At 40.3% G+C, this 23,047-nt stretch carries 15 protein-coding genes; 7 read left to right on the top strand and 8 right to left on the bottom strand.

The window, feature by feature from the left end; translation table 11 throughout:
• Window positions 1–79: 79 nt before the first annotated feature.
• From AYR53_RS05415 to AYR53_RS05405, 3 genes are all read right to left on the bottom strand, one after another.
• Entirely contained in the window at window positions 80–2,455 is a 2,376-nt protein-coding gene (locus tag AYR53_RS05415) for a phosphoketolase family protein (protein WP_068225619.1), read from the bottom strand.
• 325 nt (window positions 2,456–2,780) lie between these two features.
• A complete protein-coding gene (locus AYR53_RS05410; RefSeq protein ID WP_068281184.1) occupies window positions 2,781–3,515 on the bottom strand; it encodes a GntR family transcriptional regulator in 735 nt (244 codons plus the stop codon).
• Entirely contained in the window at window positions 3,508–4,314 is an 807-nt protein-coding gene (locus AYR53_RS05405; protein ID WP_068281185.1) for an alpha/beta fold hydrolase, read from the bottom strand. The genes AYR53_RS05410 and AYR53_RS05405 overlap by 8 nt, the downstream gene beginning before the upstream one ends.
• Window positions 4,315–4,896: 582 nt before the next feature.
• Between AYR53_RS05405 and AYR53_RS05400 the strand changes: the two genes are divergently transcribed.
• Both AYR53_RS05400 and AYR53_RS05390 read left to right on the top strand, forming a co-directional pair.
• On the top strand, window positions 4,897–6,423 hold the full coding sequence (locus AYR53_RS05400; protein WP_068281186.1) for a zinc ribbon domain-containing protein: 1,527 nt from the start codon (window positions 4,897–4,899) through the stop codon (window positions 6,421–6,423).
• 666 nt (window positions 6,424–7,089) lie between these two features.
• Window positions 7,090–9,639 carry a YfhO family protein gene (locus tag AYR53_RS05390; protein ID WP_068281187.1) on the top strand — a complete coding sequence of 850 codons (2,550 nt, stop codon included), beginning with the start codon at window positions 7,090–7,092 and terminating at the stop codon, window positions 9,637–9,639.
• Window positions 9,640–9,696: 57 nt separating this feature from the next.
• Here AYR53_RS05390 and AYR53_RS13515 read toward each other — a convergent pair whose 3' ends face one another.
• Window positions 9,697–9,870, bottom strand: a complete 174-nt coding sequence (locus AYR53_RS13515; protein WP_156519998.1) for a hypothetical protein — start codon at window positions 9,868–9,870, stop codon at window positions 9,697–9,699.
• Between the two features lie 447 nt (window positions 9,871–10,317).
• Window positions 10,318–10,503 carry a PspC domain-containing protein gene (locus tag AYR53_RS05385; protein WP_068225627.1) on the bottom strand — a complete coding sequence of 62 codons (186 nt, stop codon included), beginning with the start codon at window positions 10,501–10,503 and terminating at the stop codon, window positions 10,318–10,320.
• 839 nt (window positions 10,504–11,342) lie between these two features.
• On the opposite strand from AYR53_RS05385, the gene spxB reads away from it, so the two are divergent.
• Window positions 11,343–13,091 (top strand): pyruvate oxidase, encoded by a 1,749-nt coding sequence (gene spxB / locus AYR53_RS05380; RefSeq protein WP_068225628.1) that lies wholly within the window; start codon window positions 11,343–11,345, stop codon window positions 13,089–13,091.
• Between the two features lie 295 nt (window positions 13,092–13,386).
• Here spxB and AYR53_RS05375 read toward each other — a convergent pair whose 3' ends face one another.
• Together AYR53_RS05375 and AYR53_RS05370 are read right to left on the bottom strand one after the other, a co-directional pair.
• Window positions 13,387–14,214: an SDR family NAD(P)-dependent oxidoreductase gene (locus AYR53_RS05375; RefSeq protein ID WP_068281188.1), complete on the bottom strand. Its 828-nt coding sequence runs from the start codon at window positions 14,212–14,214 to the stop codon at window positions 13,387–13,389.
• A gap of 218 nt (window positions 14,215–14,432) precedes the next feature.
• Window positions 14,433–15,308, bottom strand: coding sequence for a hypothetical protein (locus AYR53_RS05370; protein ID WP_068225630.1), 876 nt, complete (start codon window positions 15,306–15,308; stop codon window positions 14,433–14,435).
• A gap of 120 nt (window positions 15,309–15,428) precedes the next feature.
• Between AYR53_RS05370 and AYR53_RS05365 the strand changes: the two genes are divergently transcribed.
• From AYR53_RS05365 to AYR53_RS05355, 3 genes are all read left to right on the top strand, one after another.
• A complete protein-coding gene (locus AYR53_RS05365) occupies window positions 15,429–16,082 on the top strand; it encodes an HAD-IA family hydrolase (RefSeq protein ID WP_068281189.1) in 654 nt (217 codons plus the stop codon).
• Window positions 16,083–16,321: 239 nt separating this feature from the next.
• Complete coding sequence (locus tag AYR53_RS05360) at window positions 16,322–17,080, top strand: SDR family NAD(P)-dependent oxidoreductase (protein WP_068281190.1); 759 nt, start codon at window positions 16,322–16,324, stop codon at window positions 17,078–17,080.
• A 110-nt stretch (window positions 17,081–17,190) separates the two neighbouring features.
• The gene (locus AYR53_RS05355; RefSeq protein WP_068281191.1) at window positions 17,191–17,556 is read left to right on the top strand and encodes a DUF488 domain-containing protein; all 366 of its coding nucleotides are present in this window, start codon (window positions 17,191–17,193) and stop codon (window positions 17,554–17,556) included.
• A gap of 122 nt (window positions 17,557–17,678) precedes the next feature.
• On the opposite strand, the gene AYR53_RS05350 is transcribed toward AYR53_RS05355, so the two are convergent.
• Complete coding sequence (locus AYR53_RS05350) at window positions 17,679–21,950, bottom strand: 2-hydroxyacyl-CoA dehydratase (protein WP_068281192.1); 4,272 nt, start codon at window positions 21,948–21,950, stop codon at window positions 17,679–17,681.
• Window positions 21,951–22,262: 312 nt separating this feature from the next.
• On the opposite strand from AYR53_RS05350, the gene AYR53_RS05345 reads away from it, so the two are divergent.
• Window positions 22,263–22,874: a TetR/AcrR family transcriptional regulator gene (locus tag AYR53_RS05345; protein WP_068477251.1), complete on the top strand. Its 612-nt coding sequence runs from the start codon at window positions 22,263–22,265 to the stop codon at window positions 22,872–22,874.
• The last annotated feature ends 173 nt before the right edge of the window (window positions 22,875–23,047 follow it).

Raw genomic sequence — 23,047 nt, 5'->3', positions numbered from 1 at the left:
TTGACACTCTCCTAGTCTAGGCTAGTCCGTGTAATTTGCAGAGACTAGTCGTCAAAAAGAGCCACTTTTTATTTAATTTTTATTTAAGCGCTTGCCAAACCCAATTTTCAATTTCTGGTAAATCTTCGCCGTTTTCGCGAATATAATCGTGGTGTTTTTGTAGTTGCTGATCCATTTGCTGAATGAATGCGGCGGCCTTATCTTGGTATCCGGCAACATGCATCATGATGTCCTTGGCCAAATGATAACGATCCAATTCATTAACTACCCGCATATCAAAAGTTGTCGTGATGTCGCCTTCCTCACGGTAACCATGAAACATCACGTTTCGGTTATGGCGATCATAGAAAATTGAACGAATCAGATCTTCAAAACCATGGTAGGCAAACAAAACGGGCTTATCAGCCGTAAAGTAATGATCAAACTCTTCATCACTTAAACCACGTGGATCCAATTTGGGGCTTCGTAACTTGAGTAAATCAACAACGTTAACAAAGCGAATCTTTAATTCTGGAAAACTATCGTGAAGTAAATTAATGGCAGCCAGGCTTTCCATATTAGGCTCTGTGCCAGCGGCCGCAATAACAACATCAGGTTCACTACCTTGATCAGTTGACGCCCAATCAATAATTCCTAGCCCCTGCTGAGCAAGCATTGTCGCTTCATCAATTGAATAAAATTGCGGCCGTGGTTGCTTTGAGGTGATCAAGATATTAACTTTTTCGCGACTATTGAAGATTAGCGGGCTTACCGCCAATAGTGAGTTTGCGTCGGCCGGTAAATATTCCCGGATGAATTCCGGTTTCTTTTCGGCCATATGCGTTAAAATACCTGGATCCTGGTGTGTATAACCATTATGATCCTGTTGAAAACTTGTTGAAGTCGAAACAATGTTTAATGATGGATAATCGTGGCGCCAATCAAGTTCTGCGGCCTTACGAATCCATTTGAAGTGCTGGGTTAGCATTGAATCCACAACGCGTAAGAAAGCCTCGTAACTTGTAAATAAACCATGCCGACCAGTTAATGTGTAGCCCTCATTGAAGCCCTCGGCCTGATGCTCGGACAATTGTGAATCAATAATCCGTCCTGCCGGTGCTAAAGCCTCATCTTGCGGTTCTTCAATTTTCTCTAACCACTGCCGTTTAGTGACATCAAACAGACTGTATAAGCGATTAGACATCGTCTCGTCCGGTCCAAATATCCGGAAATTAGTTGGATTTAATTTAACTAAATCCGCAAGGTACTGCGACCAGATTAACATGTCTTGCTGAACTTGTGTCCCCCGCTTTGTATTATCTAGAGCATATTTTTTATAGTCAGGCAAACGTAGATCATGGGGATCAATTCCCCCATTCGTAATTGGATTAACCGCCATCCGCCGCATTCCTTTTGGCGCTAAATTGCGTAATTCAGGCTTCAAGCTACCCTTTTCATCAAATAATTCTTCTGGCCGGTAAGATTTTAACCAAGCAGTTAATGAATCGCTATGCTCCATATCATTAGCATCCACCGGAATCGGAATTTGGTGGGCCCGGAATGAGCCTTCAATTGGTTCACCATCCCAAGTTTTAGGCCCAGTCCAGCCCTTGGGAGCACGGAAAATAATCATTGGCCATACTGGTTGGGTTGGATCGTTATTGTCCCGCGCCTTTTTTTGAATTGCCTTAATTTTTTCAATTGCTTCATCCATCACCGCAGCCAATTCAGGATGCATTTTTTCAGGAGCATCACCTTCAACAAAAAGCGGGTCCCAGCCTGCACCTTCAAAGTACTTAGTTAGTTCCTCATCCGTTTTTCGCGCTAAAATAGTTGGATTAGAAATTTTAAAACCATTCATATTAATAATCGGCAAAACAGCACCATCATTTATTGGATTAATAAAGGCATTACTAAACCAAGATGCGGCCAAGGGTCCAGTCTCAGTTTCACCATCACCAATAACGGCTGCGGCAATAACTTCGGGATTATCCAAAATGGCCCCTGTTGCGTGAGACAAAGTGTAGCCTAGTTCGCCACCTTCATGGATTGACCCCGGTGTTTCTGGTGCGGCGTGTGAAGCAATCCCACCTGGGAAGGAAAACTGTTTAAATAACTTTTTCATACCCAATTCGTCCTGTGAAACTTCCGGATAAATATCACTATAAGAACCATCAAGGTAAGAATTTGAAACCATTACTTGCCCACCGTGACCTGGTCCTTCTAAATAGAACATATTTAAATCATATTTATTAATAACTCGGTTCAAATGCGCATAAATAAAGTTCTGTCCAGCGATAGTCCCCCAATGGCCGATCGGATGTACCTTCACGTCAGTATCTTTTAATGGCCGTTTCAGTAATGGATTATCCCGTAGATAGAGTTGCCCAACCGATAAAAAGTTAGCGGCCCGCCAATAAGCATTCATTAACGCAAAGTATTCAGGTGAAGCGTAGTCAACAGTTTGCTGTTCCATAATTGGTAGCTCCTTTAGTTTAAATTAGTTTTCGTCATTTCATTTTCTATAATACCAATTAATAATTAAAAATCAACTTTTATGATTATTGGTACGCTCCAATTATAAAACTAATTTTTTGCCTAAATAAAAAATTTGCTTCGGTTGCGGCCAAAGCAAATCAAAATTCTACTATATTATATGCGCACTAGCACTATATGAAGCTGCGACAAAAGTCCTAGCCACTTACTATTTCTGAACGTTACTCTAAAACGTGCACCAAAAGTCTGGGTTTACTTCACGCAAGCTAATCCAAAACCGACTTTTGTCCCACTCCCTATCTGAACTAATCTTTCGGCTCAATCGAAACGAAGGAATTAAACTTAAGGTACGCGTAATGCAAACGCATCGTTGAATATTCAATCGGCGTTCCGTCATCAAGAAAGAAGATGCCCGCCATGATGCCAACTGGTTCAGTCGGCTTTAACCGTAATTGTTGTTGGTCTTCTTCGTTAGAAGGCGCCGCCGAGATTGTTAAATAAGCCTTCGTCACTGCCTGTTTTCTTTTTTTCTGTAGAAAATTAAAAATTGATTCTTCCGCAATTCTTTGATTTAATTCTGGCAGAAATTTAATTGGTAGGTAACTTAACTCAATCATAAACGGTACGTTATCCAATAAACGCAGGCGCTTGATTCGGTAAACAAAGTCATCCTTTTGGAGAAATAAATCCCGCGCTAATTCTTCGGTCACCTTAACGACATCAAATGCCAATAGCTTAATACCCGGCTTTTTACCGGCCATCTGCAGATTGTCGGTAATGCCTAGGTTGGCCCCCTGATAATTAAACACTGATTGGTTTTCCAAATAAAGCGGATTGATAAATGTACCCGAACCACGTTTTTTAAAAATAATACCGTCACTGGCCATAATTGCTAGAGCCCGCTTCACTGAGCTACGGCTAACTTGATAAATAGCGGCCAAAGAACGCTCATCCGGCAATTTCATGTCCGGGGCGTACTTTCCGGCAAAAATTTGTTTTTTTAAATCACGAATAATTTTTTGATAAACTAAATCAGCCATTTATCTTTTCTCCTTCCACCTGATTAGCCAGAAATTCACCTAAAACAGCATTAAAAGCCTGAGATTGTTCGGCCATGACGATGTGACCTGCTTCCGGAATAACAACGGCTGTCCCTCTTACTGCCATTTTAGCGGCAACTTGAGCAAACCGGGGTGGAAAGAAGGGACTGTTGCCACCAGCAATAATCAAAGCCGGACACGTCAGGGAAGACAAGACATCACGCCAATCTTGAAGCCCATGATCTAACAAAAAAGGAAAGTTTAGCTTTGCATCATAAGCCTGCTGTTTGGCCGCGTACTGAACCGCCTGAAATGTTTGATCATCAATGTGTTTAAAGGTGGAATGGCCAAACGGCTTCCGTAAATAAGAAATAAAGTTTTCTTCGGTTAACGTTTTAAAACCATACGTCCAAGTTTGATCGTTGATCATTTTAGGCGATTGATCGACATCGACAACTGCTCGCACATTTTGGTCACCAAATAAGGATATATAAGCAAAAATAGTTGCGGCCCCCATTGAATTTCCCACAAGAATCACCTGTTTAAGCCCTAATTGTTGAATGAGCTCGGCTAGATCCATTGCGTGCCGTGAAATTCGCCGCCCCTTTACCGTTTGTTCAGATTGTCCTTGGTTACGACAATCCAAATTAATCACCCGGTAATGTCGGGCAACCAGGTAAGTGATTTGTTGCAACCAAATTTCTTTATAACCACCAATTCCCGTTAAAATTATGATTGGCCGTCCGTGGCCCTCATCGGTATACGTCAAGCGTACAAAATCATTTGTTGTAAAGTTCATTATTGACACCACCAATTTTTAAATCGTTTTCTTCTGTAAGTCAGCATACCGTTTTTCAAATTTTAACTCAATAATACTTTTTTGATTAATCTAGTGCATCGTAGCGTTCAGATTTAAATTGAATTATATCGCGATTAAAAATAATGCTTATGCCACTTGGCCACGGAACTATACATGAACAGATTTAGTTAGGTTCCATTCCGGCGCTGGCGTATGGAACACGTGGCGCGTTGACAAGCTAATTTTCTTTCCGATTAAACCCATTCGGAAAAGAAAAAGGGTACAATTATAAGGCCCATAAACTTGTCTCCGCGGCTAAGTTCGTCTCGGTCACCGCAGGAAGTTGCTTTTTCAAATCTGGTTACCTTAAATTAGTCAGGAAAATACTAGTAAAAATATTTTCCAAACATAATCTAGGTTTTGTTGCTAGGCAACCTTTGACATTGGAGGTATGATAGGAGTATTAGTTAGAATGTTTAGAGAACGTCAAAAAAAGCGTTCAACTCCTACTTTGCAATTGAAGTGTTGCACTGAAGTCTTTTCCAAACACAACCTATGTCACTTATTCTTGGAGGAATCTTTTTGGTTTTTAAAAAATTTCAGAACATTAATGAAATCAAGCGATTAATTAATCGCCAAAATAGTTTACAAAAGCGTGCCCTTACCCTATTACAAAAAGGCGAGCCTAATAAAGGAGCCTTACTGCAGCAGCTCAACAAAAATATTGGTCAACGGCGGCGAATGACGCAAGAGATGATCAACGTTATGCTAGACATTTTTAAGACGGAGAAAATCACGAGCGTACCAACCGGTAGTTTTTATTTATTCTCTAGAACAACGCTTAATCCCCACGATCGTGAAACAAACGAATTGTTGCTACAGCTAAATAAGCAAGACACCTACGTTGTTACACTTACGGCCGGCAAATCTGATCAATTATTTGCTAGCCCCAGACGTGCTTGGTTATTTACGTTGGCCGGCGATCACATTAGCTTACGACTACCCACCCAAAATGATGCTGATGCGCTACACCTTGAGTTACCGGATAGTGTTAAATCAACTAAAGATAGCAGTAATTCCCAGAAAAAGATTGTCAAAAAACCGGCACTGCAAAAACAAATATCCAAAAAGGCAATTACTAAACAACCTAGCAGTCAGGCCACAAAGCTGCCGCACCAACGAAAGCAAGTGAAACACAGTGCCAAGCCCCACATAAGTAACACAAGTAGTGAACCACAAACTACTAGTAGTGCTGCTGCAAGGCCACAATCAATTGCCACAAATTCAATAAACAGTATTGCTCAGTCTAATGCGCCAGTTGCCTCTGCGGCTAAGTTGATTACGGCGCCGATCGCCACTTCAACTGCGCCAAACTCACCGGCTAAGTCTGATGACATTGCTGCTCAGCCTGCAAAAAAGGCGACGATTAGTACTTCTCGTGATCCCAAAGAGCTTATTACTGAATTAGTTGGGACTGGTCAGGCCTACCGCGTTATTGGCCTTGATTACGGTAAGATCAATATGATTACGGCCACCGATGGGATGGACCATTTACTTCAGGTTCCCGGGTCAGTTATTTCGAATCATATCTTAGAGTACCAACACGCCATTCGCCAGTTACAATTAGGCTCCATTGACCTAGACGATGACGTTGAATTGGCTCGTTTGACCTATATGCTTAAACGCTACGTCCTTAAATCCTGCCGTAAAATTGTCAGTCGTTTAGTTGAATTTTATGGCAACAACGTTATCTACGTGACAGAAATGCACCCAAGCTTAAAGACTGGCCGACCACAAAATATTATCTTAAGTCCTGATTATTTCTACAAAGCACTGTTCACCGTTTTATTTGAAATGGTGGGCGATCGGGCAGCCGTGATTCAGGTTCCTAATAACGAAACCTCAATTATTTGCCCTTGGTGTGGCTTTACTAATGCTGATAATCGTCAAAAAGAAGTTCATCAATTTAAATGTTTGAACTGCGGTCACACGATTAATGATGACCAAGTCGCAGCAATTAATATTCGTCAGCGCGGCTTGCGGCAGATCTCAGAATTAACTAAGCACTTGAGTGTTACACCAACTAAAATTAACGTTAGTGAAAATTAATTTAATATAAAAGTTACGTCAAAAATCCAGCGTGGGTTGCTTGAGCCGCCTAGCATGAATTTAATTTGGCGTAACTTTTTTTGTCAAAAAGACATTTTCTTGAAGTCCCTTACCACGGGCGCTAAACTAGTAGGTGTCTGGAAAGGTGCTCAGATTCTACTCCACAAACAATTATTGGCGAAAATTACTCACAGGAAGTGGAACAGCATCAAAGCTGTTGTTCCAACTCAATTGTGTCCTAACTAAACAATTAAATTAATCAATAATCAGAGCTCAACCACTGCCAAGGTGAAATGGAGGCGCTGGCGTATCAGCTGTGTCGAAGGTACTTGATGACCGAATTGTGGTCATTTAGTACCTTGCGTGATTGACAAGATCCATTTTCTTTTCCGAATGGGTTAAATCGGAAAGAAAATTAGCTTGGCAACGCGCCACGCGTTCCAAACGCCAGCGCCGGAATGGAACCTAACTAAATCTGACCACGTGTAATTCAGTAACCAAGTGGCATAAGCATTATTTTCAGTAGCGATATAATTTAATTTAAATATGAGCGCTACACGCCGCTAGAATAATAATCGGAAATAGTACCCGGCTAGAATCTTTGTCCCGGCCCCTATTTTTGTGGCAAAAGCCTAACCGACACTGAGAAATAAGGAGGAATTAGTTTTGCAAAAATCACGGCGGCCACTTTATTATTTGTTGGCATTTTTACTACCTTTAATAACTTTAAGCGCTGCTTTTATGCAATTAGGTTTGGCCCCCTTTGGCTCCCACAATTTATTAATTAGCGATATGGGTACTCAATACATAGCCTTTTTCACAGAACTACGTCGTCATTTATTAACCCATCAGTTTAGTTTTTACTCGTTTTCACTTTCGTTAGGTGATAGCGCCTTTCCCTTATTCGCTTATTATCTAATTAGTCCGTTCAACCTTATATTGCTGCTTTTCAAGGCCTCCGAAGTCCCAGTGGCCATTAATTTCATTATTTTATTAAAGATTGCAATGATTGGTTTAAGTATGGCATACTACCTGCAACGTGTTTACCGTAAAGTCAGTCTGACCACTTTATTATTTAGTACCGCCTATAGCCTTTGTGGCTTTGTGGCAATGTATTTCTACGATATTATGTGGCTAGACGCACTGATTTACCTACCGCTAATTACATTGAGTATTAGTCATCTATACAACACAAAGAAAACTGGTCTTTATTTTGTCACGCTCGCTTTAACAATTATAACGAACTACTACCTCGGTTATATGACCTGTTTATACGCGCTCTGTTATTTTGGCTACCTACTAGCAAATGATAAAACAACAGGTGATTCATGGCCCCACTACCTCAAGAAAAAAAGTCAGTCAATCATTCAATTTAGCCTGACATCGCTTTTTTCTGGTTTAGCGACTGCCGTTATTTTATTACCTGCAATGCTTGGTATGCTAAAAACAAGTAAAGAACAGCTTAGCTTAACAAGTTTCTTACCCTTACCCAAATTTGGTCTGGATATTTTTACTCAATTCGGTATGGGTGGCAGTAATTATGCGGGTCGACTACACCATCCGCCAAGCTTATTTGTCGGTTCATTAATGTTTTTATTATTAATCATGTTCTTCCTAAGCCCACAAATTAAGCAACACCAAAAAAATACCGCTGGCACTTTTCTCGGCCTGATTGGTCTGAGTCTTTGGCTCTTACCAATTAATACTATCTGGCATATGTTTCAGCAACCAAATGGTTTTCCTTTTCGCAATGTCTATATGTTTTCGTTTATTGCTATCAGCTTGGCCTATCAGGTTTGGCTGACTAAGCCTTGGCACACCCCACGATTAATCTGGCACAGTGGCGTAATTGCGGCCACCCTTTTAATCATTGGTTATCTCAGTGCCAATTTAATCCAATTTATTGTTAAGCATTACTTTAATGTTCGTTACCCATTTTTTGTCAGTAACCGATATTTGCTTTGGTCACTAATATTTATTTTACTTAGTACCTGCCTACTAACTTTCCGGCAACGACACTTACCCATGCTGGTCTTGGCTCTATTATGCTTAAGCGAATTGGTACTTAACTTTACGACTGCTCTAACGACCGCCCCACTTGGTAATCAACCAATTTACGCTAAAAACTACGAAACGGAAGCACGTTGGATCAAGAAAAGCCGCGTAAAAACATTTTACCGGTTAAATAGTCAAAATTTGCTGATTAGTCGTGCCTTTCGTGAACCCTATAATAATTATAACGACGCCGCGCTCTTTGGCTTTCGTGGCATTAGTATGTACAGCTCCACCTTGAATAATCAAACACGGACAATGCTGCTTCGCTTAGGGCTGTTTAGTAAGAATGATCGCCGAATTAGCAATGAAGGGACAACCTCATTTACCAATCTACTCTTAGCGGAACAAAAAGAACTTAGCATGACCACCAACTCTTATAAGCTGACCAATCACCCTGAATCACTAGGGCTTGGTTTTGCCGTCAACAAAGATTTGCAACACGTTAAGTTAGTTAAAGGTGATCCACTACTCAACCAGAATCATAGTTTACAGAGCATGCTTGGAAATCACGTTAATTACTTCCAAACACTTACTGTTGTTCAGCATAAGAAAAATCAAACTAAATACGGGCACCATTATGATCTACAAATGAAGGTCCCAACAAATGGGCCGCTTTACGCCTATTTTCCAAATATTCCTGTCGATCACGTTTCCTTACACATTAATGGTCGAAAAAAGCGAACTCGAATTAAAGTGACCACCCACGCAAATCTCGCTTTAGGAACATTCAAGAAAGGACAGATTATTCACGTTCAATTAAAGACGCCTAAAAAATTAGGTAAGATCACTAGTCGCTTTGCCCAACTTGATCAAAGCAAATTTCAAACGGCCGCAACCACGCTACGAGCTAACACGCTACAATTACAGTCTGGCTGGCGTAGTCATAATTTAAAGGGCCAAATTCAGGTTCCGGCTAACCGAACTAGCCTATTCCTATCAATTCCTTACGATCAGGGTTGGCGCGTTCGCGTTGATCACCGGCCAATTAAAACTTACCGGGTCATGGGTAATCTTACTGGCGTTTCTTTAAAACCTGGGCAACACCATGTTCATTTAACCTACCACGTTCCTGGATTACGACTTGGCCTTTTGATTAGTCTTCTTAGTTTAATCATGTACGGAATAACCTCCTTATTGTTCCACCGTTATCGCAAAAAATAAAAAAACACCCCAGCCTAACGAAGTAAATTACCGTTAAGTTGGGGCGTTCTTTATTAACTATTTATTTTTAGTTTCTTTTTTATAATTCACGGTCAGCTCATCAAACTTTTCTTGGAGTTGATGATAACGTTTGTCATTCTGTGCCGTTTTTACAATATTTTGAAAATCATGCGTTTTTAAATTAGTATCTAGACTATTCTTTTTTCGTCCTTTAAAATGAAACCCTAGCACGTTTCTCGCCTCCAAACTGTTATCAGAACCGCGAATCTAGAGTTCTTAATGAAATTAATTATAGAATTTAATTTAGGGATAATCAATTAGATTTTCGTAAACTTAACACTAATGTTAGGCAACCAAATACAGAGTGCTAATCAATTGACAGGTCAAAACTAGCGTGCTAGTCTACAGACATATAAAGTAACGTTCTGCTTGATACGAATTGAGTAGACCTTGCTAAGAAAGGAGGTGATGTCTTTGGCTACACCGATGTATCTGAAGGCATCAGCTCCTGTTATAAGTGAAAACAAATAACAGGTACTGATGCCCAAATGATCAAAGCAGGCCCGCAGAACGATTTTTGTTCTGTGGACCTGCTTTATTTAATTAAACATTTAGTTAGCGTAGGTCTAATACCTTGTTTAATGTGTCTAAAACGACCATCTTTGGCCGCAATATCTTCTAATTATTAGGCATAATCAACGCCGCAATAATGTAAAGAATAATTAATGGAAAAATACCAGTAAAAACTGTTGCAGCAGCATAAATTACTCGTAATAACGTTTTATCAATATTGAAATATTCGGCAATCCCACCAACAACCCCAGAAATAATACGTTCATTTGATTTAGTTAATTTTTTATTCATATTGCACCACCCTTTTTCTTTATTATATAAATAATCGGTCAATTAAAGCTCCATCGCTAGGCTGAATTTATTTTGGTCCAACGACGGATTTAAGCCTTGCGAGTGTTTGGAAAAGCGGCTAGATTTTACTTCGTAATTGAGGATTACTAGCAGCCGCGCTGACGATGTCGATCGGACTAGGATGAACCAAAATCCAAATCGCAGCCAAGTACGCTAATAATCTTGATGCACCAACTGTTGTTTATATTCAACTACGACAATTGCAGAAAGCTGCTCTTTCAACACCAAACCAGTCAGTAAGATACTAAAAGCCGGTTCCAAACACGGCCGCGCTAATTGTTTTAATACAAACTACATAAAGCAAATTCAAGCAAAATTCTGAAGCATTTTACTTACTTTAGTTTAACTAAGCTGGTTCCCAACTGCAAAGATTTACAATTATTTACAAAGTGAGCAAAAAAAGTTTTGTAGAATTTTGTTCACTTTGTAAAATAACTAACAAGTTAAAAGCAACTTAATTGAGCAATAAAATATTGACTAATGAACACTTCTCACAAATAATTTCAAACAAAATCAAATACTACCAAATAGATAGACCATACTTAAGCAACAATAAAATGATAAAAATTATTAAGACGTGCTTTTGGCCAACTTTGTTCAATGACTCTTCTGTTACTAAGAAATTTTAAATACATTTTTTGTGTTGGTTTTCACTTGTTAGCGCTTCAAAAGTCTGAATTAAATCGTTTACATTTTTTTTTTTGGTTATATACTATGTGTGTAAGTTGAATCTCAACGAGCGATAATTAATACTTAATTAATCAAGGAGGGTTTTTTCAATGGCAGATGTAAACATGATCAATGCTTCTGATGCAGCTTTAAAAGTTCTTGAAGACTGGGGAGTTAAACACCTTTATGGATTACCTGGTGGTTCTTTCGACTCAACAATGAACGCCATTTATAATAGAAGAGATACACTCAAATACATTCAGGTTCGCCACGAAGAGGTTGGTGCTCTTGCAGCCGCCGCCGATGCTAAACTAACTGGTAAACTTGCAGTAACATTTGGTTCTGCAGGTCCTGGTGCCGTTCATTTACTTAATGGGTTGTATGATGCTAAGCACGACCACGTACCAGTTTTAGCAATTGTTGCCCAAGTTCCAACAAGTCGAATGAACATTGACTTCTTCCAGGCAATGGACGAAGAACCAATGTTTAGCGATGTCGCTGTTTGGAACCGCATTGCAATGACAGCTAAGAGTGTTCCTGCAATGATTGATGAAGCAATTCGTCAAGCTTACAAACACAGTGGTGTTGCTGTTGTAACGATTCCTAAAGACTTCGGCTGGACTCCAATTCCGGATAACTTTGTCTCTAACGCCGAAAATCACGTTGACCCAATCTATCCAGATCCAGATCCTAAAGCTATTGACGAAGCAGTTGAATTAATCAAGAATGCTAAAGCTCCAATGGTTTACTTTGGTATTGGTGCTAAAAAGGCCGGTGCCGAATTGAAGGCCGTTGCTGAAAAATTCAAGATGCCGCTTGTTTCTTCCGTTTTAGCTAAGGGCGTTGTTGAAGATGAATACGAGAACTACCTTGGCTCAACTGGTCGGGTTGCACCAAAACCAGGTGTTGAAGTTGGTTTTGGTACTGACTTAATCCTTTGGGTTGGTAATGATGTTCCATTTAGTATCTTCCTATTTAACCGTAGAGCTAAGGTTATTCAAATTGATATTGACAACGAAAAGCTTGGCAAACGTCATAAAATTGAAGTTCCAATTTTGGCTGATGCTAAAAAGGCTCTTGCTGCAATTGCCGCTAAAGGCGACGAATTACAACCAACACCATTCTATAAGGCAGCTTTGGCTGATCGTAAGAACTGGCGTGATTGGCAAGATAGCTTTAAGAGCAATACTGACGTTCCAGTTCGTCCAGAACCAATCTTTGATTTAATTAACAAAGATGCTAGCGACAAAGCTGTCTACGCTATTGATGTTGGTAATGTCAACATTAACTTCATGCGCCTAATCGATCTTAAGACAACGCAAAAGTGGACAACTTCTGGTCAATACGCAACAATGGGCTACGGTATTCCCGCTGCAATTGCTGCTAAGACAAGCTATCCCGACCGCGATGTTTATAGTTTAAGCGGTGAAGGTGGCTTCGCAATGACTGTTGAAGATATCTTGACACAAGTTAAGTACCAACAACATATTATCAACGTTGTCTTCAGTAACGAAACCTTAGGCTTTATTGAAGCTGAACAACGTGACGATTCAAAGCAACCACTTTCTGGTGTTGATTTGATCGATACTGACTGGGCAACTGTTGGTAAAGGTATGGGTGCTAAAGGCTATACTGTTCGTACAGTTGACGATATGAAGAACGCCTTAGCAGATGCTAAAAACGTTAAAGGCCCAGTTGTTATTGACGTTAAGTTAACTCATGAGATGCCATTAACAACTGAACACTTAGATATTGATCCAAACTTCACTGATCCTGAAAAGGTTAAAGCCTTTGTTGAAAAGTACCAAGCACAAGACTTGAAACCATTCGGTTACTTCATGAAGGAAGCTCAAAAATAGTAACTACCAAAATGGTGTAAAAGTTAGTTAGCTTCTGTGGATTGGCTTAAATTAACAATTGATTTTATTAGATAAATCTTTTGGTAATTATAACCGATCATAGAAAGATCCGATTATTACCCATTCTTAAAAGCCGTGATGTTTAGCATCACGGCTTTTTTGTGACCAAATTTAGAGAGTGTTTAGAAGGCACGCAAGAAACTGCCTTTTTAAACCCGTTTACACTGAATTAGTCAGGTAAAGCATTTTCCAAATACTACCCAGACCAACTCACAGCTTAAGGCCCCTCTTTTTATCACTTTTTCAATTGATAGCGGTTTGCAATTAAAGCGCGAACTGGTGCAGAGCAAAGATTATAAAGTTGAACTAGACCTGTTGTCGCATACGGCAAATCTAATTCACTTTTACCCATTTCAGCCGCTTTAATAACCCTCTTTGCTGCTTTTGCCGGATCTAACTGGCTTTGTTTAAGTAACGCAGCACTTAATTGATCCACCAATGATTGGTGTTTTAAATAACGCCTAGTTTCCTGATCAAAATGACCAGTGGCAAGTAAACTAGGACTGACCGTTAAAAGTTGAATCGGCCAACGTCGCAATTCATAACGCAGACTCGTGGTAAAGGCTATCATTGCAGCCTTGCTGGCCGCATGTATGCTTGCGTATGGTAATGGTAGTTGACCAGCAAGCGACGCAATATTAATGATCATTCCCGAGCGATTTTCACCCTGCCATCCCTGAATTAATTGGCGACTTAATTCAAGCGGTACTAATGTGTTCACCGCTAAAACTTTTTTTAAATCAGCAGCCTGAAAACTAACGATGGGACCAAAACCAGGTAACCCGGCAGCATTAACCAACACATCGACTTGACCAGATGTATGCCGAACGGCCGCTAATAAATTATTTTGAACACTTGTTTTACTTAAATCGGCACTAAAAAAGTGACTAGGTTGTTTGGACAGGTGGCGAATGCACTGACTAACGCGCTGTAATTGCTTACTATCACGTCCTACTATGTCCACACGGGCTCCTTTTTCAGCAAAAGCATAGGCTAATTCTTTGCCAAAGCCGCGTGACGCACCCGTAATTAAAACATGTCGTGCTTGAAAATTATTTTTCATAGCGTTACCTCCTTTTTTCATTAAATTAGTTTTCCAAAATGAAAACAACTAAAATGCTTAAAGAGGCTGGGACAAAAGTCCCAGCCTCTTATTGTTTCTGAACGTTACCCTAGAACGTGCGCCAAAAGTCTGGGTTCACGTGCCTATAGCCATAGTATGGTTATTAGATTAGCTTGCCTGACGCAGTGAACCTAAAACCGACTTTTTGTCCTACTTTTTTAGCGAACTCGTTTTAAATGACCAACAATCAAGCTAACTATTCCAATTAACATTAAAACTATGCTAGGCAGTGTAAAACTGCTAATAATCGAATTCCCTAACTGGGTAGCCACTTCACTAAACTCTTTTGCCGCAATGGCCAGATAATCAACAATCCCTAAGGCGTTCATTCCTATTCGTAGTAAAAATAGGAGTCCGCCACTAATTAAGGCTGCCCAACCAATATGCCGTAACGTCAAAAATAAATGATGATCACTAATCAATAATAGGATTAAACCGACTACTGAAATAACTAAAGCAATCCAAAAGACGGCCTGAATGATCTGATTATAACTAGCCAATTGTGATTCAGCTTGCGTCACTTGTGGCACCTGCAGCATTTGTTGATAACTTGAAGTAAGCTGCGTTGTGATTAAATCAACAATTGTTGTCGAACCTGCTAGTAAAGGCACATTCTTTTCAATTGCAGTCGTTAAATTTTGCTTAACGTGGGCAATAATGTGGGTCGTACTTACAGGATCAGTTTTATTTGCGTAAATATTTTTAATCGTTTGCGTCAGATCACTTTGCACCGCAGTTTTAGTTACTAAATGAGCGACTGCAGATGCCGGAATGTGATACTGTGTTGCGTAATTTACGGCCTCAGTATTAACTTTTTTCGTCAGTGTCTTGGCAGCGTTAGTTTTAGTGATTTCATTAGCAACAAAATCTGGATTAAATGCTGTTTGCCTTAGAACCCCACTACCGACGGCTATAAATAAGCTAAAAGTTAAAATAATAGTTAGTAGTGCACCGATCACAGAATGGTGTTTTACGGGCCGTGGTTCTTTTTGAGCGCGATTACCCTGTTGCTGTGCTCTTCGTGTTTCACGCATGACGTTTTCACGTCCTTTCGTCAAATTAAACTTATTTTACCACAGAATTGACCCGGACACTGTCAACCATTTTGAACATGACTTATAATAAGGATAAATCGATTAGAAAGTTGGATCGCAATGACAATCAAAACAGTCCTCTTTGACCTCGATGGTACCTTAACCGACTCAAAGCCAGGAATTATTAATTCGTTAAACTATTCAATTAAAAAGCTTGGTTTACCGCAAAAATCGGCGGCTACCCTACAGCTTTTTATCGGGCCACCACTGTTGGCCTCATACGAAAAATACTTTGGTCTAACAGCACTGCAAGCAGAAGATGCCCTTAAGGCTTACCGAGAATATTACGTTGAACAAGGTATTTTTGAAAATTCCGTTTATCAAGGTGTCCCGGCGATGCTTGCTGCATTACAGCAAACTGGTTACCAAATTTTTATGACAACCTCTAAACCTGAAAAATACGCGGAACAAATCTGCGAACACTTTGGTCTAGCAACCTATTTTAATGGTATTTATGGTGCCAGTATGGATGAAAAACGCGCAGCAAAGAGTGAAATTATTGCCTACGCCCTCAACGCGGAAAAGCTCACCCAGCCTGCCAAAATTGCTATGGTTGGTGACCGGGAAAATGACATTAATGGCGCCCATGATCACCATTTACAAAGCGTTGCGGTAACTTATGGTTTCGGCTCAATAACAGAACTCTCAGCCGCCAAACCGACAAAATTTATTGACCAGCCAGAAAAATTACTACCAACCTTGCAATTACTCTAACAAGTCACTGGTGTGCGCCGCAAAGGATATTTAGATTCTACTTTTCAATTTAAGATCATTACTGATATTGTTGCCGCTTATTTTGGTGCGTACCTTTTAAGACCGAATCTTTTTGTTTCTCAATAAGTAGTCATGTTCTGATTCACTTTATCATTTAAGTGTTCGCGAAGTGCTGGCTCCTCCTAGCAATACAAGTGGATTGAATTAACTATTAATTACCTGAAAGGAAGTTAACGCTTATGAATACAAATGAAATTATTACCTTAGTAACCGGCGGTAATCGCGGTATGGGATTAGAAATTGTCAAAGAATTAAGTCAAAAAGGTCAGCGGGTCATCATGGGCTCGCGAAATTTGGAAAAGGGAAAAGCGGCCATTACTCGCCTATCACAAACGGGAATTAAAGCAGATTTAGTCCAATTAGACGTGATGGATCCGACCTCCGTTTCAAAGGCCGCCCAAACTATCACTGAAAAATACGGGTATCTTACCATATTAATTAACAATGCCGGTGCGGTATTTGATTTTCAACAAAAGCCATCTGAAGTTAAATTGACTAACCTCCGCGCGGATTTTGAAATTAACTATTTTGGTCTGGTTGACGTCACCCAAAAAATGTTACCTTTACTTAAAAGGAGTTCAAAGTCCAAGATTATTAACATTTCAAGTATCATGGGCTCTAAGACCGAAGCGCTGAATCCCAAAGCAAACGTCTATCACGCTGTGGCAGTCGGATACCAATCAGCAAAGGCGGCGGCTAACATGTATACCGTTCAGCTGGCTAAGGAAATGTCTAGCGCCAATTTGCCAATTACAGTCAATGCAATCGACCCAGGTATGGTGGCAACCGAATTTGGCGGTGCCACACCTGAACTGGCCAAGAAATTAGGCGCAAAACCAGTTAGTTTTGGAATCGCACGTACAATTGAACTTGCCACTAGTCCCAATAATCAAGCTACTGCTACTTTTACGAATACTTACGGAACTGTCGCTTGGTAAATTATTTTTACAATCTGCGATTTAGATTAAGCTTGGCAAAAAACATTAGTAAAATTAATTTCTCGATACACCTGTCATAATTGATTAAATTTAAAAAGAGGTGGAACAGTATGGCATTAAAAATTGAACGAATCTATACAAAACCAGTTGATACTGCCGGCTACCGAATTTTGGTTGATCGTGTTTGGCCACGTGGTATTTCTAAGGTCAATGCAGCATTGGCCAGCTGGGAAAAAGAGATTGCGCCTAGTAAAGAATTGCGGCAGTGGTTTAACCACGAAATTTCTAAATACCCGGAATTTAAACAACGTTACCTCACCGAATTAAATAGTAATCCAGCAACTACTGATTTTTGCCAACTAGTTAAAGAAAAACTGGCCGTTGGTAACGTCATTTTACTTTTCGGTGCAAAGGATGAGACTCATAATCAGGCCGTCGTTCTTCAAGAATTTCTCCAGCAGAAACTAGTTCAATAACTTTATTTATTTCCGAGACGCAAAGAACGTAGCCAAGTAACGGCTACGTTCTTTTTATTGCGTCTTAAAAATTGGCTTTATTACTGGCAGATAGATCAAATCAAGTAGTTGCTCAGAGTCAATTAATGAACCTTAACTTCTTCGTCCTTAGCCAAAGCTTTATTAGCCGTAGCCAACATCAGCCGAATGCGATTAAGTTGGTTAACAATTGAAACACCAGGATCGTAGTCAATTGGAGCGATGTTGGCCTTCGGATATTCCCGGCGTAATTCTTTGACCACACCTTTACCAACAACGTGGTTGGGCAAACAACCAAATGGCTGCATACAAATGATATTATTGACGTCTTCTTTCAACAGACTAATCATTTCACCAGTTAAGAACCAACCTTCTCCAGTTTGATTTCCTAATGAAAGTACCTTGCTGGCATCATTTGCTAACGTTTCAATTGCATCAATCCCAGTAAAACGATCGGAAGCAACTAAAGCCGCCTGCATTGGCTTCTCACACCAATTAATCAGTTTCAGGCCCATCTCCGCCAGAACCTCTGACTTTTTAGCAAAACCAAACTGTTTATACTTATAAATTTGATTATAAAGCGAGTAATTCATGAAACCGACGATATCAGGAACAACGGCTTCAGCACCTTCACTTTCTAATAAATGAACAAGATCATTATTAGCGATTGGCGAATATTTAACCAAAATTTCGCCTACTAAACCAACTTTTGGTCGGATTTCATCAGTTAACGGAACAGTATCGAAGTCGCGAACAATCTGGCGAACGTTCTTTTTGAATTGCCGGAAGCTGCCCTTAACGATACTTGGTTTAACAAGCTTTAACCAATCCGCATGCATTTGGTCAACTTGCCCTGGATTCTGTTCATAAGGGCGAGTCTTATAAACCACACGCTCGAATAAATCACCATACAAGAAACCTAATGCTACTCGTTTGAGTAACGGTAAGGTTAACTTGAAGCCGGGTGTTTCTTCAACACCTTGATTACCTAATGACATTGAAACAACTGGAATCTTTGCGAAGCCAGCGTCTTTCAAGGCCTTACGGATCAGGGGAATATAGTTGGTTGCACGGCAGCCACCACCTGTTTGCGTCATCATCACGGCCGTATGGTCTAGATCATATTTACCACTCTTTAAAGCCTCTAACATCTGGCCAATTGAAATGATAGCCGGGAAACAAGCATCGTTATTAACAAACTTCTGCCCTTCATCAATTGCGTGGTGGTCATCAGTTGGTAAATTAACCACGTTATAACCAGACGCTTGTAAAGCAACATCAACCAACCCATTTTGATGAATTGGGGACATCATTGGCATCAGTAAAGTATAGTGTTCTTTTTGCATATCTTTGGTAAAGGTAATTGGTTTGTCATCTTCGAATTGTTTCGTTGGCATAATCAAGCGTTTATTTCGTTCCTTAACCGCAGCCTTTAGCGAACGTAACCGAATTCGAACGGCACCCATATTGGTACCCTCATCAATTTTCAAAACGGTGTAAAGTCGATTGTACTGGCTCATAATATCTTCAATCTGGTCCGTATCAATGGCGTCTAGGCCACAACCAAACGAATTTAACTGAACTAGTTCCAGCTGTGGATCACGCGCCGCTACTCGAGCCGCAGCGTAAAGACGTGAATGATAAACCCACTGATTGACAACTCGTAAGCCTTTAACGTCGCCAAGATGCGCAATTGAGTCTTCCGTCAACACGTTGAAGCCTTCCGCAGTCATAATTTGTGAAATACCGTGGTTGACTTCAGGATCCAAGTGATAAGGTCGGCCGGCTAAAACAATCCCCCGTTCACCATTTTGTTTTAATAAACGTAAGGTATCTTCACCGCGATCGCGAACCTGCTGTTTAAAGTGTTCCAATTCAGCATAGCTCGCTTCTAAGGCCGTTTTGACTTCATCTAAGCTAACGTCAAAACTACTAAGTGCCTCACAAAGGTTTTTCGCCGTTGATTCGTGATCGGCCAAGTTTAAATAAGGATCGAGGTAGTTCACTTTACCCTCACGAATCTCGTCAACATTATTTTTGATAACATCGGGGTATGACTGAACAATTGGACAGTTAAAATGGTTTTGTGCATCTTTATTTTCTTCGCGTTCATAAACAACTCCGGGGTAGAAAATTGTCTTAACACCCTTGTCAATTAAAGCCTGAATATGACCGTGAACTTGTTTGGCCGGATAACAAACTGTATCGCTAGGAATCGTTTCAATTCCCTTTTCGTATTGTTCCTTGCTGCCTTTTGGTGATAATTCAGCACGAATACCTAACTTAGTAAAAAAAGTTTGCCACATAGGATAGTCTTCGTACATATTTAGAACGCGTGGCATTCCAATAATACCCCGGGTAGCTAATTTTTTACGTAGTGGCCGGTAACTAAATAGTAATTTATACTTTTCTTGAACAAGATTAATTTTACCGTTACTCTTCGGCACTCGTTGCTTCATGCCCCGTGCCTCACCACGTTCACACCGATTACCGGTGACAAAGCGGCGCCCATCATTAAAAATAGTGATCGTTAAGGCACAGTTGTTTTCACAAAGGCCACAGTGCATAAATTCTTTTTTAGAGGTTAAGTTATCCATCTGTTCAGGCTTTAGTAAGGTTGTTTGGTCCCCATCTTGGTACGCCTCTTCGGCGATCAACGCCGCCCCATAAGCGCCCATTAAACCCGCAATGTTAGGCCGGATTACTTGGCGCCCAGAAATAAGTTCAAAGGCCCGTAAAACGGCCTCATTATAAAAAGTCCCACCTTGACAAACAATATTCTCGCCTAAATCTTCAGGCCGCCGTAATTTAATAACCTTATAAAGGGCATTTTTAATTACCGACATTGATAAGCCGGCAGAAATGTCACCAATTGAGGCACCCTCTTTTTGAACTTGTTTGACCTTAGAGTTCATAAAGACAGTACAGCGGGAACCAAGATCAGCGGGATGCTGTGCAAGCAAAGCCGCCTGCGCAAAATTCTTAACTGAATACTTTAGTGAGGTCGCAAACGTTTCAATGAAAGAACCACACCCAGAAGAACAGGCCTCGTTCAATTTAATTGTCGCTAAAGCATCGTTTTTAACGGTCATTGCTTTCATATCTTGACCGCCAATATCGAGGATAAAATCGACGTTTGGTTGGAAATAATGAGCCGCTCGGTAATGGGCTACCGTTTCAACTTCACCAATATCAACCATTAAGGCGTTTTTGATTAAATGTTCACCGTAACCAGTAACGGCCGTTTTACCAATAACCACATCAGCAGGTAATTTAGCGTATAAGTCCCTCAAAATTTCTTCCGTTTTCTTTAGCGGATCGCCATCATTGCTGTCATAATAAGTATATAGTAGCTTGTGATCGGTACTCATCAAAGCCACTTTAGTTGTGGTTGATCCCGCATCAATTCCTAAAAAGGCCGTGCCGTGATAACTAGCTAGATCACGTTCTTCAACCTTAGCCTGGGCGTGGCGCTTGCGAAATTCCTGCAACTCATCATCATTTTTAAATAATGGCGCTAAGGAGCGGGAAGGTTTCATAACACTATCATCGCCGTTAACTAACCGATCGGCCAAAGTGACTAACGTTATTTCTGGTTGGTCAGCAGCATAAAATGCGGCACCTTTAGCCACAAATAATTGTGGATCAGCTGGAAAGACAACATCTTCTGGTGCTAAATTCAAAGTATCAATAAAACGGGCGCGCAGTTGATCCATAAAATACAGTGGGCCACCAAGAAAGGCCACCTTACCGCGAATTTTACGACCAGAGGCCAACCCGGCGATTGTTTGGTTGACCACTGCCTGAAAGATACTCGCAGCGATATCCGCCTTTTTAGCACCATCATTAATCAGCGGCTGAACATCCGTTTTTGCAAAGACACCACAACGCGAAGCAATCGGATAAATCATTTCGTAATCCCTAGCCATTATATTAAGGCCATTTGCATCGGTTTTTAAAAGTGTTGCCATTTGGTCAATAAAAGCACCAGTCCCACCGGCACAACTACCGTTCATCCGTTGTTCAAGTGAAGCACCAAAGAACGTAATCTTGGCGTCCTCACCACCAAGTTCAATACTGACATCCGTTTGCGGAATTAATTCCTCAACCGTTTTGGTACAAGCAATAACTTCTTGAATAAATTTAAGTTGTAGTAAGTTTGCGAGGCCCATACCACCAGAACCCGTGATTGTAAATGAAATTGGCACAGTCGGCCCTAATTCCTTAATTGCTTCATCGATAATTTTTTTACTCGCTGTTTTCACATCGGAATAATGGCGCTCATAACGAGCAAATAACGTCTCATTTTGCTCATTCATAATAACAAGTTTCACAGTTGTCGACCCAACGTCGATCCCACCACGTAGTTTTGTCATAGTATTCCTCCCATCTAAGTCTCTCGCCCTTAGCGATCACATCAGTTGTCCTTCATTCACTAACAGATCGTTGAATAACCAACAACTTATCTGTTATACTATATATGTTTAGTCTACTGCTTCACAATGTTTATGCAATCAGCAATTTAGGCCGATTTGTGAGCTTACACGACGAACAGTTTAAAATTGTTGGATATCTGGTTATTTTATTTTTGCATAGGCCGGTAAAGTCCCAGGAAATATCCATTCTACAAATAATCAATTTTTATATGTTATCGAACTCTACTCAAAAAACGTTTAGGAAGTGCCTCTATGGCCAAACAAACTGATTTGCGTGTTATTCGAACTAAAAAGATGATCTTCAGTGCTTTTATGAAATTGGTGGAAAAAAAAGGCCTTTCTGCCGTAACAATTCAGGAAATTGCCGATGAGGCAATGATCAATCGTGCTACCTTCTACGCCCATTTCAAGGATAAGCAGGACCTTTACCAACAAATTTTCAATAAAGCGATAACTTCATTCGCGAAAATTCTGGATGCTGATATCATCCGCGATGGCAACAAACTCAAAATAAATACAATTGAAACCCTCTTAACGCAACTCTTTCAAGAAATCTGGGCCAACCGTGAATTTTTCGTATTAGCATCTAGCGGAACCAATCAAAATACGTTGGCAAAAATGCTTCAGGATCTTTTACAAAAAAGATACGCACAATTATTCTCGCAACTTAAAATTACCCAGGACGAAACACCCATTCCGACTAGCTTTATTGTTTCCTACATGACTTCGATTTTTATTGGCACGGTTCATTGGTGGGTGTATTCTGATGGTAGTTTTTCACCGGAGCACCTCGCTAAATTAATCATTCAGTTAATCGCCAATGGTCACTTGACCGTACTTGGTCTTGAAATGGTTAACGATTAACGATCTGATTGAACAAATTTTACCGTTAAAGACACTTTTTATGGTACAGTATTGACGAAAGGCAACTTCTTTTAAGCTGCCTTTATTTGTGACCACGTTTCTAGTGCACGCTATGGGGTTACAAGGAGTGTTTGAAAAAGCCAATTTTTAAGCACGTTTACACTAAATCAGTC

The organism is Loigolactobacillus backii (genome assembly GCF_001663675.1).
Lineage (GTDB): Bacteria > Bacillota > Bacilli > Lactobacillales > Lactobacillaceae > Loigolactobacillus > Loigolactobacillus backii.
Note: the sequence above shows the minus strand (reverse complement) of the source record. Positions and strands in the feature narration are given on the sequence as shown.

Coding starts and splice junctions, on each gene's coding strand:
- AYR53_RS05350 (WP_068281192.1), bottom strand. CDS start 21,950: ATGACAAAACTACGTGGTGGGATCGACGTTGGGTCGACAACTGTGAAA.
- AYR53_RS05365 (WP_068281189.1), top strand. CDS start 15,429: ATGACAATCAAAACAGTCCTCTTTGACCTCGATGGTACCTTAACCGAC.
- AYR53_RS05355 (WP_068281191.1), top strand. CDS start 17,191: ATGGCATTAAAAATTGAACGAATCTATACAAAACCAGTTGATACTGCC.
- AYR53_RS05360 (WP_068281190.1), top strand. CDS start 16,322: ATGAATACAAATGAAATTATTACCTTAGTAACCGGCGGTAATCGCGGT.
- AYR53_RS05345 (WP_068477251.1), top strand. CDS start 22,263: ATGGCCAAACAAACTGATTTGCGTGTTATTCGAACTAAAAAGATGATC.
- spxB (WP_068225628.1), top strand. CDS start 11,343: ATGGCAGATGTAAACATGATCAATGCTTCTGATGCAGCTTTAAAAGTT.
- AYR53_RS05410 (WP_068281184.1), bottom strand. CDS start 3,515: ATGGCTGATTTAGTTTATCAAAAAATTATTCGTGATTTAAAAAAACAA.
- AYR53_RS05405 (WP_068281185.1), bottom strand. CDS start 4,314: ATGAACTTTACAACAAATGATTTTGTACGCTTGACGTATACCGATGAG.
- AYR53_RS05385 (WP_068225627.1), bottom strand. CDS start 10,503: ATGAATAAAAAATTAACTAAATCAAATGAACGTATTATTTCTGGGGTT.
- AYR53_RS05370 (WP_068225630.1), bottom strand. CDS start 15,308: ATGCGTGAAACACGAAGAGCACAGCAACAGGGTAATCGCGCTCAAAAA.
- AYR53_RS05375 (WP_068281188.1), bottom strand. CDS start 14,214: ATGAAAAATAATTTTCAAGCACGACATGTTTTAATTACGGGTGCGTCA.
- AYR53_RS05415 (WP_068225619.1), bottom strand. CDS start 2,455: ATGGAACAGCAAACTGTTGACTACGCTTCACCTGAATACTTTGCGTTA.